We start from the raw sequence: 12,761 nt of genomic DNA, 5'->3' as shown, positions 1-12,761 counted from the left end.
TCCCTCTACCCCTGCTGCTCAGCGTTGGACTATTCGAATCCGACAAGGTGAGTTCTACCGCCGACGACGGTCGCAGCCATGACCACGGACACCATCACCACAGCCATGAGCACGGTGACCATCAGGACATCGAGGGATTCACCTCCCTGTCATTCAAGAGTGATGGGCCCTTCGCATTGCGCAAGTTCCAGAACTTCCTCGACAACCAGATGCCCCAGGAGGTGTTTCGGGCCAAGGGAGTCTTGTGGTTCAACGAAAGCGAACGCCGCCATGTGTTCCATCTGGCAGGCAAACGCTTCTCCATCGACGACACCGACTGGACCGGTGAGCGCAAAAATCAATTGGTGCTGATCGGCCGCGAAATCGACCACGTCAAACTGCGGGAACAACTACAAGCCTGTGTGGCGCATTGAATCAAAGGACACCGAACCCTCGCCGTAACTCGAGTTGTGGTTGTTCCGTCTTGACGCTGGTTCTCGTAGGGCGTGACAACGGAATCGCTTTTGCACCACACCCAGAGCAGCCATTGTTTTGTTATCAGGTCGAGATAACGGAGCGAGCTGACCAAAACGTCCCCGTTCTTCTGCTGCATCGCCAAATCAACAACGTTGCTCAAGGCCAATCGACGCGCAAGGCTGTCCATACGATCGAACTACACACAAGCGACACATGGTCGACCACAACCAGCAAAAGCTCACAGCTCGCGAGATGGTGCGAGCCCACGCCTACCCGGTGCTTGCGGGTGTTAGCAGTCTTAGCCTGCTCAGCATCACGGTTCTGCTGATTCCACAAGCCGTCAAAACCCATCGCTACAACCGCTGCATCGACGCACAGATCGCCATGCGGGTCGGCATCAATCCAAAGGGAGGCACAGCTGCCGGCAAGATGAATTACCTCAAGGCCGTTGAACACTGCGAAGGCTTCTAAACCGATGAACGCCATCCAACAGTTATTGGCTCTCAGCTTCGGGGTTTTGGCCCTGTTGGTGAACACAACGCCAGGGATGGCCCACGGAAAGGGGCTCTATGGCACCGAAGCCGAAGCCCGGCAGCGGGCAGCTGAAATCGGTTGCAGCAGCGTTCACGAGAACAACGGAAGCTGGATGCCTTGCACGGATGAACGGGAACTCCACCAACAGCTGCGCAAGCAATGAAAGCCTCCAGAACAACGAGCCGACAAGCGCGGCGCGTCCATCGCTGGCTGGTGCCGATCGCCGCAGCACCACTGCTAATCACCGCAGGAACCGGCTCCCTCTACAGCCTGCTGCTGGAGCAGAACATTGATGCCTTCTGGCTGCTCAAGCTGCACACAGGACAGTTCGGCTGGCTCAATCTTCAGCCCGTGTACCCAATCCTACTGGGAACTCTCACAATTGTTGTAACCGTGTCTGGGCTGACGATGCTGCTCAGGCCAGCGCGCACAAAAGGGAGTTGAGATCAATCAGCGCAAGTGCAGCCGCAGGATCCACTGCCATGGCAAGGCTCGTGGTTGGGATGGCCGGTGGCACAGGCCTCTGAACAGAAACTCTGACCATCGCGAACAACAACCTGGGACGCCTCCACCTCACAGGTGCAACGCGAACAGGCACAGGGAGTAGCAGGAGCCATCACAACAAATCAACCAACTGTTGTATAGGCCTAAAAAAGATGACCACAGAAGAAACACACCATTTCCACACACAATTCATGTAGAAAAATTGACAATGATTCTCACATTACTGGGCGATCGACAAGCAAAGAGCCACTTCCAGCAACAACAACAAAAACAGGAGTCACAAGAAAAGGCCAACAATCACAGCGCAACAGACTAAATAGCACAAGCGAAAGCAACTAAATCCGCCGCAAAGCAATCAGGGAGCAGAAAAATAACTAGAGCAGCAACTCAAAGCAAATGAACAAAAATAGTCAACTGAGAAGCAAGACGCTTCGCGAAATAAATGCATGGTGCTATCAAAGGGCGTCCCACCTTTCACTCACAGGTCACGACAAGGAGGCACAGGCCCTAACAGAGGAGCACATGGAGTCACTCCAGAATACCAAGCCCGAAGAAACACTTTGGGTCGGGCATTAACAGAGACAACTTCTTTATCGCGGCGGCGCAATGTGTTATATCTTACCTCGAAGAAAGCAAATATCACAAGGAGAGACAAAACCAAAAAGCTACATCGTGCTATAAGGGACATCAAATACGCACGAGATCTTGGTATACCAACTCATAAATAGCAAAAGTATTCAATTATGAAAATTAAGCACAACCCAGTGTAGCAAAAAGCACAAGCCAGTACATCAATGAACACTGAGCACCAGCATCGAAAAAACAGAGGGAGGCCCATATCCTTAAATTCGTACGAAACATTCAACCTGGAAAAGCCTCAAGCTGGAGAAAATATAGAAATAACAGTAAAGAGTGGAGTTATAAGGATTGCGGGCAACCAATCGAACAATACAAAAGACATAACTTTAGCTTTTGCATGCAGAGCAGATGCTTTCAAATTCCATTACCCAGAAGACCTAGAAATCACAATAGAAGCCATAACAGACACAACTTACGTAGTTGAATCAATAGGCAAAAAAGGATCCGACACAAGCGATGCAATTATGGAATGGATCATTCAACTGCATATAGTGAGGAACGAGACAAATCTAGAAAACAGACTAATGAAATTTTTTAGATTACTGATAACCAGACTAGGTAAAAGAACACCAGAAGGGCTACTGCTCGAGCACACACTCCCTCATGCACGCATTGCTGAAATAATTGGATCTACGAGATCAACCGTATCAAGAACGATTGGCAGTCTTAGGAAGTCCCAACAAATTTATATTGATGAACTAAAGGAACAGATTATTTTACCTGTGGATTAACTAACGCCCGCAACGACATGTACCACCCTTCCACTTGGAGCACTTGGATTTCTTGCAACCCTTTTTCTTATATTGTGCAAGTCGGTTTTCGGAAGACTCGGCCAAGACCCTAAAAAACGTTTCGTTCAACAATACCGTCTCTAGCGGAAATGGATCTAGACACGGGGAGTGACAAAAGGCACAATATCGCGAGTCATCTGGTCCGAGTCAAGGCATACCAAAAGCATAAGAGCGCTTGCTTCCATTGAGGAAAAAGGCAATACCCGTATCAAATAAACCCTGGGATGTATAGAAAGCTACTCTCAATTGAAGTAAACGAGTAGCAGGCGACACAGCAGAGCAGCAATATATGTTTGCCCAACTCGGGCCTTCCTGTGTGAGGAATTCAATGAAGCTTTTCCAGCAACTGCTGGTGGCTCCTGCCGCCCTTGGCCTTCTGGCCTCCGGCGCCAATGCCGCCGAGCTGAACATCAACGGCGTTTCTGATTACGCGGCTTCCGCTGATCAGGTCACCAGCGTCACCCAATTCTCCGACGTCTACCCCACCGACTGGGCCTATCAGGCTCTGGCCAACCTGGTGGAGACCTACGGCTGCGTCGCCGGCTACCCCAACGGCACTTTCCGTGGCAACCGGGCCATGACCCGCTACGAAGCGGCTGCCCTGCTGAACGCTTGCCTCGACCGGATCACTGAAGTGACCGACGAGCTGCGTCGTCTGCTCAAGGAATTCGAAACCGAGCTGGCCATCCTCAAGGGTCGCGTTGACGGCCTCGAGGCCCGCGTGGGCGAACTGGAAGCAACCCAGTTCTCCACCACCACCAAGCTGAAAGCCAAGGCTGACTGGGTTTTCGGTGCAGTTAAGGCTCACGGCGAAGGCAGTGATGCTTTTGAAGCCGAGAACGGTGGCACTTCCTTCAGCTACAACCTGGCGCTGAACCTGGAGACCTCCTTCACCGGTAAGGACCTGCTCTACACCCGCCTGCGTTCAGGCAACATGAGCAACGTCTACGGCGGTCTGTTCTCTCAGGAGTACGGCTTCGATTCCGGCAACACCGTCAAGATTGCCCGCCTGTACTACAGCTTCCCTGTTGGTGACGACTTCACCGTGGTTGGCGGCCCTCGCGTCCGTATGGACGACATGCTGCCCGTCTGGCCTAGCGCTTATCCCGCTGCCATGACCTACGACTTCTTCACCTACGCCGGTGCCCCAGGTGCTTACAACCTGGCCCTCGGCGCTGGTGCTGGTGTGTACTGGAAGTCTGATGACCTCACCATCTCCACCAGCTACCTGTCGATCAACGGCAACGACAGCAACCCCAACACCGGTGGCATCGGCACCAACGGCGCCGACTTCAGTGCCACCACTCAGATCGCTTATGCGCCTGAGAACTGGGGTATCGCTGCTGCCTACACCAAGGCTTCTGGTAACTCTGAAAAGCTCTACGTCGGCAATGCCAACCCTGACGGTATCTACATCTCAGGGCTTGGTGGTCAGACCAACTCCTGGGGTCTGAGCGCCTGGTGGATGCCTGAAGAGTCCGGCTGGATTCCTTCCGTCAGCACCGGTGTGGGCATGACCTACGCCGACGCTCCTGGCGATGATGAGGAAAGCGCATCCTGGTATGTGGGCCTCGAGTGGTCTGACGCCTTCATCGCAGGCAACTCCCTGGGTATGGCTGTGGGTCAACCCACCTTCGATACCGATGGTGATGGTGCTGGCTACGCCTGGGAATTCTTCTACAAGTTCCAGGTCACCGACAACATCAGCGTGACTCCTGCCATTACCTATCTGGCGAAGCCCTTCCCTTCCCAGGACTCCGATGGCATGAACGCCCTCAGCGGTCTTATCAAGACCCAGTTCAAGTTCTGATCCTTGGTTTGAGGCCCCTTCTGGGGTCTCGTCCTCTTAAGATTCTTCAGCTCTCCGCCCCGGTGGAGAGCTTTTTTATTGGGCTCCAGCGAGGAAAGAATGGTCTTAACCGATACATAAACAACCCTTGGGTTGCTGTTACCGACGTGGTGATCTCGCGCCAATAGCGTGGAGCCGCTGGCATGTCTTGCCGGCACTTTTTCTCTTGCTGTGAGAATCTAAAATGAAGCTTTTCAGCAACTGCTGGTTGCTCCTGCTGCCCTTGGCCTTCTGGCCACCGGCGCCAATGCCACCGAGCTGAACATCAACGGCGTTTCTGATTACGCGGCTACTGCTATTAGCAACAGCCTTGAGCAGCTCACCAGCGTCACCCAATTCTCCGACGTCTACCCCACCGACTGGGCCTATCAGGCTCTGGCCAACCTGGTGGAGACCTACGGCTGCGTCGCCGGCTACCCCAACGGCACTTTCCGTGGCAACCGGGCCATGACCCGCTACGAAGCGGCTGCCCTGCTGAACGCTTGCCTCGACCGGATCACTGAAGTGACCGACGAGCTTCGTCGTCTGCTCAAGGAATTCGAAACTGAGCTGGCCATCCTCAAGGGTCGCGTTGACGGCCTCGAGGCCCGCGTTGGCGAACTGGAAGCCACCCAGTTCTCCACCACCACCAAACTCAAAGGACAAGCCTCCTGGGTGTTCGGAGCCAGCCGCTTCAAAGGGTCCGCATCCCGGCTGCGTTCGGACAGTAATTCCGAGTTCGGCGGAACGGTATTCAATTACGACCTTCAGCTGGGGTTGGCGACCTCCTTCACCGGCAAGGATCAATTGACCACGGTGTTGCGTGGCGGCAACTTCGACGGTGACGGCAACATCTTCGGCAGTGGCGGGCCGTCGGGGCTGGCCACCTTGGAAACTGCTTTTCAGGAGGGTGATCGCCCCAATCTGGTGGCGATCGACAAACTCTTCTATTCCTTCCCGTTGGGAGATGAGATCACCATCACCACCGGCCCGATTGTTGGCCAGGAGGACATGCTCGCGATCTGGCCGAGCGTCTATCCCAGTGATCCGATTCTCGATGTGCTCACGGTGAATGGAGCTCCGGGGGCTTACAACAAAAACAAAGGTGCGGGCGTGGGCATCAGCTGGGCAGCGGAAAGTGGAGCTCGCGCGTCGGCCAACTATGTGGCGGCCAATGGTGCATCAAGCGACACCCGTTCCGGTGGTTTCGCCACCGACGATGCGGGAGGCACCGGCACCCTGCAGCTGGGTTGGGAGGGTGAGAACTGGGGTGTTGCTGCCCTGTATTCCAAGGTTCAGAACGGTCAAGACCTGATCGTGTACGCCACGCCCTTCGCCAGTGATCGCTTTAGTGATCGGGGCGTTACCCACGCCTATGCCCTCGATGGTTTCTGGCAGCCGTTGGAGAGCGGTTGGCTTCCTTCGCTGTCGCTCGGTTGGGGCATCAATCAATCCGACACCCAGCGCAAGGGCCAGGTGAGCACCAGTCAGTCCTGGAGGGCTGGACTGGAATGGAGCGATGTGTTGATGGCAGGGAACAACGCCGGAATGGCTGTGGGCCAGCCTGTTTTTGCGACTGATCTGCGTGGTGGCGACACGGCTGCCGATGGCCAGTTCATCTGGGAGTGGTGGTATCAGTTCCAAATGACCGACAACATCAGCGTGACCCCGGCGCTGTTCTATCTGTCGCGACCGATGGGTGAGCTCACCCCGAATGGTTCAACCTTTCAGCAACTGGGCGGCCTGATCAAAACGACATTTGTGTTCTGAGCCGAGGGTTCTTGCGCTTGATTTGAGGTCAACTGAGGCTGACTCCTGCCATCGGTTTGTTGATCTGCGCCCTCTCACCGTTTTCATGCGTGGGGCTGCTGTGGTGGATATTTGCCTGAATGGCGAAACAAATAAAGAAACCCCCCATCTCAATGAGATGAGGGGTACATCAAAAAAGGCAGATCAATCAGGCACTGACCTTGGAATTTCCCATGTTGTCAAGCGCTTCAGAAACGCGCTTGAAGTTAAAGCCCATACCGCGCAAGGCATGCCAGAAGTGTCCTTGCAGGAAAAAGAATGCAAGGTAGAAGTGCGTATTGGCCAGCCACGCTCGGGCTGAGTGGGCACCCCCCTCAAGAGCAGTTGTGTCGCTGAAGTAGGGAGAGAAGGCGAAGTTCAATTTCAATGGATCGCCATACAACTCAACGGGGTAAATTGTTGTATTTTGAGCACACCAAATTGCGGTCACAAATCCCATCAGAGCTACACCAGCAAGCGAGTAAGACAGGATCGATTCGCCGTTGTAGATCAAGACCTTTTTGAAGGGTCCGAAAGGGCTGGAGATGATATGCCAAACACCCCCAATCGTGAGAATGAAGGCCAAAACAGCATGGCCACCCATCACGTCTTCAAGACTACTGATGGAGAGAAAATTAGCCTGATAACCCCACACCATGCCGAGGTCAATATTTGGTTCAACCTGTCGAACAGCTCCGATAGCGCTGTCGTAAATTCCATGGCGCTTTGCCCATTCAACGAAGGCAATGGCTCCGAGGCCGAGAAAAATCAGGTGATGCCCCAAGATGAACGTGAGCTTTTTGCTATCACTCCATTCAAAGTGAAACTTTTGGGCGCGGCCTTCAGCCTCTGAAAGGTCCTTGGGCGCTCGAAGTGTATGCCAGATTCCAGCTGCTCCAAGAACAGCAGATGAAACCAGATGGAATGCTGCGATCGCGATGAGGGGTTGTTGGTCAACGATTACAGAGCTTTCCCCTACGCCGAAGCCAAGGCCGGCGAGATGTGGAATCAAAATCAGCCCTTGTTCTCCCATTGGCAGTGTTCCGTCATAACGGGCCAACTCAAACAAGGTGAATGCACCTGCCCAAAACATGATTAAACCTGCATGGGCAGCGTGGGCTGCAATGAAAGAACCGCTGCGCTTCGCGACTCCTGCATTTCCAGCCCACCAGTCATAACTGACTGATGAACTTCCGTAAGACTGCATTTTCAAAAAGATGCGGCATAAAAAACATAATGAGTGCTGTCTGTCGAATAAATCTGCTTTTACATAGCTTTGCAGGGGTAAGTCATATTTAACCGGTCAAAGAGTCATTTGATTTGAGTGCTTTGTCTTTGGTCTATTGATCAATTGATATGGATCATTTGATCTTCTGGATTGAATTCTTTGAACTGCCCAATGAAATTATTTTGCCTCGACAAGAGAGTTAATCTGACGTCTGATTGCAGCCAATTGATGGCAGAAGTTGTATCAAATATACCCGCGCAAAGAATGAAGTACTCTCTGTATTGTACTTGGGTCTGCATGATTTGCAGCCTCGTGCAAACCATGCTTCAGCCACACATGTTTTGTTTATTAAAGATCTATTGAAAAAAAATCTACCTCCCGGAATTGCCTACGAGAGATAGATCGCTTTGAATTTGCCGAAACCCGTCCAAGGTCGACACGGTAATTATCCTGCTCTGCGATGTCTTGAATGTTGGCAACGCATCAATCGAGTGTTAGATCCTGAACATCTTTCAAGTCAAATGATCAAGGATCAGAGTGGCAGTCTTGCTCAGAGTGTTGCCCACTCAGACGGCAACACACTATCGATGATCTTGAAGCTTTTTCCCCCATCGGGCTGAAGGATGTATGCGACTCCTTGCGGTTCAGGATAGATTCCTGTCACGGCTTCAAAAGGATCATCATGTCCGATAATGACTTTGTTGGTTCCTGCTAGAGGTTGACGCGTTAATAAAGGCATGACATTCTTTTTCATCAGTTCAACATGACTTTTGGTGTAATCCTCATAAGGTAAAAAGTTTAAACGGGAATCTTTTTGGGTCCATTCTCCAAATGCAAGGTTTGCTGTTTTCCAGGACCGGCAATACTCACTAACAATAATTTCACCGACTGGGATCTCCTTTGCAGCAAATGCCATGCCAATCTCGTAAGATTCTTTGATGCCCTGAGTGCTCAGCTTTCGCTGTGAACTGCAATCATTAAGGCTCATCAGAGGATCAGCTTGGTCTGCATAATCCTTCACCGTCGTTGCATGACGAAAATAAATGACATATCCTCCATCCTTGAGTGAAGCCAGCAATACTGATTTCCCAATACTCGGTTCTGAACTCAGACCAATGCTTGGTGTGTTGATATTTTGATCCGCTATGGTTTTAGCCTCATCCTCATTAGAGGAGACACCAGATTCACTGTTGTGTCCGCATGCACTCAAAAGCAATGCAGTGAACAATGGAATAAAAATTTTAGTCATGAGATTGGTGGTTGAAGTGCTTACTTTGCTTTCAGTAAAGCCAGGGTTTTGTTCTTCCTTGTTTGGGAGTTGAAGGCGCTGCTTTGGCTGCCATTTTTTCTTTAAGTTTGCTCATGCCCATTCGTTTTTCGCCAAAGCTTTGTATAGAAGCAGAACCGAGCTGTTCATTGTTGCAGTAGAGTGTGATTTTGCTTCCGTAACTTTTCAATTTTGATAGGGACATAGGCAGTCTAAAGTTATCTCAAAAATAAATTTTTAGTTGATGTTCTTGTGTGTCCTCTGAACTCAAAGCATGTTGACGCTCAATGACATTTTCAATTGTGGTTCGATGGGCTTCTGCAATTGCATCAACAAGGCCTATCGGCCATTCCGACCCGCAGCGCATCTGTGCTTCTAATACCGATACGTCAAGTTTTGACAACCGGGCTGTTTTTTTTGACATTGTGTTGATGGTGAGAAGTAGAAAACATCAACGCCAGTTATTGATAGTCAAAGATAAGACCAATCAATTGTTCTGGTTTGGTTAAAACGCCACCTTGGCTCCTCAACCTGAAGGGAAGAAGAGCCAGATGGCGACCAATGAGACTGACATGATCAGAATCATTGTTTGAACAGCTCCGTCTGAAGTTAACTGTCCAACCAAATTTTCGCGTTGTGAATAGGACCATGTCGCTCACATGTCGTAGTGCTAGGTTTGAAATGATGCACTCTCGTGTAAGTGATGCTATTTTTAAAAGGTCTGAAGTTTGTAATTATACGGAAGAGATCGACCTGTAAGTATTACGCCACCTTGATTTCCTGATGTAAGTATTTTCTAAACATTATTTTTTAGTCTATCAATCAGTGTGATTCTAATATTTTATCCTTGTTCATTTGCTGCTAAAATGATGATAATTGGTGCTAGCCATTCTGCAATTATGTGCAGCCTTGCTCTTTTGTTTTGAGTGTCTGATTCGTGAGCCGCTCTTCTACCAATTGTCTAAAATCACAATAATCTATATCTTCCGTTTTTTTGTCGAGCATGATTTCCTGCGCTTCTCTCATTAAATATTCATAAGTGGCCGTGTCAGTCGTTCTGTTGGCGAGGTCAATGATGTGTGCGAAGGCTTCAATGTTAGTCAAGAATAGATCGCTGCTTTGCGTAAATTAGCTGCTGCTGAGTCAGGCTGTGTCCTAAATTCTACTGATCGATGTTTGTATTGATTAATTAGTGTTGATCAGTGATGACACAGTAATGTGTTTCATGCGTTGGTCTGTATGCGGTTATCGCTGTTGGTTTTTTCTCAAAAATGAATTGCTCAAGGCAGGCACTCGCCCATGCTTTGAAAAAAAATGATAACCAAAGTTTATTTGAGGCGAGATTATTTGGTGTGTGCCGCTTTGCAAGTATTATACTTTTCTTCTATTTTATTTCGCGATGAAGAGTCATCCTGTTGAGTTGTGGGCAGAATTTCATCAGTTCGAGCCTTTCAGGATTGTTTCTTCGGTTTTTAGTTGTTGTATAGCGAGAGACTCCAGGACTGCGTTTTTCAGCAGCATTTGCTGTTCTGCATTCGGTGCATTCGAGTGTAACAATGATGCGAACGCCTTTGCTTTTGGCCATAATAATTCAGTGTATTTCTGGGAGTAAGCAACTGGACTGACTCCCCTGGTTGAGTAGAGGAGCCAGTTGTAACCCCAGCGCGATGACCCGGATCAGTCATCGGATGAAGGTGCCTCGCGAGAACCTTCAAATGCATATTGTCTGGTTTTTCTTGGAGTTCGAGTACAAACTATCTAATCTCATCTGTCAAATGAATCGATAACAGGTTTTCTTCTTCTCTGAGCCTTTGGTCTCTCCCGCTGTCTACTCGTTGGGGAGGAGTCAGTGGTGTGACCAGCTTGAATTGGGCCTGAATACAACCCTTCAAGCAGATGTCGCGCGTGGATTTCTTGGACTAGCTTCAATCCATTTCATTTGCACTCCAGGTGATCTAAGTAAGCTCGTCAAATTAGCTTTGGTATTTTTGGAATGAAATTACGCTGATCTGACTCCCCGCATCGTCAGAAGGGAGTCAGTGGTGTTATCAGCGCCCAATGGTGATTGCCCCCACCATTGGTTGGAGGTTTCCTGCGACGGAACATCCATGATCACTATGAATGGGTATATGCATGTTGCTGCTCTAGATGATGCTGACTGGTGAATCAAATGAGTCTTTGAAAGGTGGATGGGAGCCAAATGCTGAACTGACTCCCTTTCTTTCAAATGAAAAATCAGCCGTTTGCTCGCTGACTAGTCGCGGTTCACGTTTTTGCGGCCCCCCGCCCCCCCACCCCCCCGGTTGAGCAAAGGAGTCAGCTGACACTCAGCGCCCAATGGTCATCACTCCATTGGATGGTGGAGGTCCTCCAATATGACAATTTCACCGACCATGGCTACTGCTTGTTCTTAAGAACAGATAGCTGGGATCCTATGAGCCGCGTAAACATGCACAGTTGTTCACCAAAATACTGGACGAGTTGTGTTCACTGGTTGATCTTCCTGGGCTGGAGCTTTAATCCTGTTGTCTATCCGCAAAGGCGAAAACAGCAGAAGGTTTCCGGCAACCAGACCTGCTGTGACAACAATCGCAGCAACTACTTCAAGCATCTCAGTGGTTTTGTTTTGCGAGGTCAAGTCACCCGTTAAACGCTGAACTGACTCCCCGTCCGCCAAGAAAGGGAGTCAGCTTTTCTGGACAGCGCCCAATGGTCCCTACAAAAACCATGGGATGGAGGTCTTATGGACTCCTAAGACAGAATCACCGCGTCGGGTGCATACCGCGATACAGATGAAGCGACAGCACTTGCCAAATGAGTCGTCACAATGTTTTGGGAAGTCAAAACGCTGAACTGACTCCCCCGGTTGCGAAAGGGAGAGTCAGTACGGTTTTCAGCGCCCAATGGCCATTGGAGAAACCATTGGATGGAAGTGCCCAGCAACGGAACTCCCAAAAACACGATCGGTGCTGTCGGTGGCTGCTCTTTGTCAGATGAGGCTATGGCAGCGACCAAATGAGACGGAGTCCTAGATCACCGTGGTCTTAGCTGCAGCTGATGATGCGCCACAACCCCATTGAGGCTAAGGAGACGATACGGACACGGGCTGGAGATGTTGCTTACCATTACTCAGAGAAAGCCGATCTGACTCCCCCCTTAGGGTGTAGAGGAGAGCTAGTGGTGTTATCAGCGCCCAATGGTCATTACTCCATTGGATGGAGGCTGTGCTTCGTTCCCGTCAAACTATCTTCTCGGAAGGTATTGAGTGCCGTTCCAATTGTGCGACAGCGACGTCCAATAGATTCGCTGAAATGTTTCAACGACTGAAAACGCTGTGCTGACTCCCCGGTTGAGGAGAGGAGTCAGGCCGTCACTTGCTATGTCAACGCCGGACTGGATAAGCGTAGACACACACAGCGTCCAATGGAAATCGCCCCTCCATTGGATGGAAGATCCATGCGACTGAACTTCCGCAGACACTTTCACTCCTGCTGGGGGTTCAGTCAGTTCAGATGAGCCAGTGGCAGTGACTAAATGAGGCGCACCAATGTTGTGGTAAGCCATAACTCTGAACCGCCTCCTCCCCTGAAAAAGAGGAGCCAGTGCTTCCTGCCAGTTCCCAACGCTTGCAGTTACCCGTTACGGCAAGCCATCCCAACATTCGCGTAGATGCCATCAATAGGGCAATGCGCCTTAATGCCGATGACTTTGTGCCCTCTAGGTACA

Annotated in this window: 14 protein-coding genes; 7 read left to right on the top strand and 7 right to left on the bottom strand. The window is 50.5% G+C overall.

What is annotated here, in order from left to right; genetic code table 11:
* The 4 genes from DXY35_RS03605 to DXY35_RS03590 all read left to right on the top strand — a co-directional run.
* On the top strand, nucleotides 1-413 hold a 413-nt coding region (locus tag DXY35_RS03605), incomplete at its 5' end, for a GTP-binding protein (protein WP_137006706.1).
* A gap of 256 nt (nucleotides 414-669) precedes the next feature.
* Nucleotides 670-927: a hypothetical protein gene (locus DXY35_RS03600; protein ID WP_115081147.1), complete on the top strand. Its 258-nt coding sequence runs from the start codon at nucleotides 670-672 to the stop codon at nucleotides 925-927.
* 4 nt (nucleotides 928-931) lie between these two features.
* Nucleotides 932-1,153 (top strand): DUF3721 domain-containing protein, encoded by a 222-nt coding sequence (locus DXY35_RS03595; protein WP_115081145.1) that lies wholly within the window; start codon nucleotides 932-934, stop codon nucleotides 1,151-1,153.
* Entirely contained in the window at nucleotides 1,150-1,434 is a 285-nt protein-coding gene (locus DXY35_RS03590) for a hypothetical protein (protein ID WP_115081144.1), read from the top strand. Before DXY35_RS03595 ends, DXY35_RS03590 begins: the two co-directional genes overlap by 4 nt.
* Before the next feature lie 2 nt (nucleotides 1,435-1,436).
* Here DXY35_RS03590 and DXY35_RS03585 read toward each other — a convergent pair whose 3' ends face one another.
* Nucleotides 1,437-1,607: a conjugal transfer protein TrbI gene (locus DXY35_RS03585; RefSeq protein WP_115081142.1), complete on the bottom strand. Its 171-nt coding sequence runs from the start codon at nucleotides 1,605-1,607 to the stop codon at nucleotides 1,437-1,439.
* 681 nt (nucleotides 1,608-2,288) lie between these two features.
* Here DXY35_RS03585 and DXY35_RS03580 point away from each other — a divergent pair.
* The 3 genes from DXY35_RS03580 (at nucleotide 2,289) to DXY35_RS03570 (ending at nucleotide 6,522) form a co-directional block, all read left to right on the top strand.
* On the top strand, nucleotides 2,289-2,864 hold the full coding sequence (locus DXY35_RS03580) for a helix-turn-helix domain-containing protein (protein WP_115081140.1): 576 nt from the start codon (nucleotides 2,289-2,291) through the stop codon (nucleotides 2,862-2,864).
* 388 nt (nucleotides 2,865-3,252) lie between these two features.
* Nucleotides 3,253-4,734: an iron uptake porin gene (locus DXY35_RS03575; RefSeq protein ID WP_115081138.1), complete on the top strand. Its 1,482-nt coding sequence runs from the start codon at nucleotides 3,253-3,255 to the stop codon at nucleotides 4,732-4,734.
* 240 nt (nucleotides 4,735-4,974) lie between these two features.
* Complete coding sequence (locus DXY35_RS03570) at nucleotides 4,975-6,522, top strand: iron uptake porin (RefSeq protein WP_115081136.1); 1,548 nt, start codon at nucleotides 4,975-4,977, stop codon at nucleotides 6,520-6,522.
* 187 nt (nucleotides 6,523-6,709) lie between these two features.
* On the opposite strand, the gene DXY35_RS03565 is transcribed toward DXY35_RS03570, so the two are convergent.
* The 6 genes from DXY35_RS03565 to DXY35_RS12605 all read right to left on the bottom strand — a co-directional run bounded on the left by DXY35_RS03565 (nucleotide 6,710) and on the right by DXY35_RS12605 (nucleotide 11,712).
* Nucleotides 6,710-7,747, bottom strand: a complete 1,038-nt coding sequence (locus tag DXY35_RS03565; RefSeq protein ID WP_115081134.1) for a chlorophyll a/b binding light-harvesting protein — start codon at nucleotides 7,745-7,747, stop codon at nucleotides 6,710-6,712.
* A 571-nt stretch (nucleotides 7,748-8,318) separates the two neighbouring features.
* Entirely contained in the window at nucleotides 8,319-9,017 is a 699-nt protein-coding gene (locus DXY35_RS03555; RefSeq protein ID WP_115081130.1) for a histidine phosphatase family protein, read from the bottom strand.
* A 31-nt stretch (nucleotides 9,018-9,048) separates the two neighbouring features.
* The gene (locus DXY35_RS12610) at nucleotides 9,049-9,225 is read right to left on the bottom strand and encodes a hypothetical protein (protein ID WP_170950501.1); all 177 of its coding nucleotides are present in this window, start codon (nucleotides 9,223-9,225) and stop codon (nucleotides 9,049-9,051) included.
* A gap of 33 nt (nucleotides 9,226-9,258) precedes the next feature.
* On the bottom strand, nucleotides 9,259-9,438 hold the full coding sequence (locus DXY35_RS12380; RefSeq protein WP_137006705.1) for a hypothetical protein: 180 nt from the start codon (nucleotides 9,436-9,438) through the stop codon (nucleotides 9,259-9,261).
* 981 nt (nucleotides 9,439-10,419) lie between these two features.
* The gene (gene rpmG, locus DXY35_RS03545) at nucleotides 10,420-10,620 is read right to left on the bottom strand and encodes a 50S ribosomal protein L33 (RefSeq protein ID WP_115081127.1); all 201 of its coding nucleotides are present in this window, start codon (nucleotides 10,618-10,620) and stop codon (nucleotides 10,420-10,422) included.
* An 876-nt stretch (nucleotides 10,621-11,496) separates the two neighbouring features.
* Entirely contained in the window at nucleotides 11,497-11,712 is a 216-nt protein-coding gene (locus DXY35_RS12605) for a hypothetical protein (protein ID WP_170950498.1), read from the bottom strand.
* Between the last annotated feature and the right edge of the window lie 1,049 nt (nucleotides 11,713-12,761).

It is taken from the genome of Synechococcus sp. N32 (assembly GCF_900473895.1).
Classification (GTDB): Bacteria; Cyanobacteriota; Cyanobacteriia; order PCC-6307; family Cyanobiaceae; genus Parasynechococcus.
Note: the sequence above shows the minus strand (reverse complement) of the source record. Positions and strands in the feature narration are given on the sequence as shown.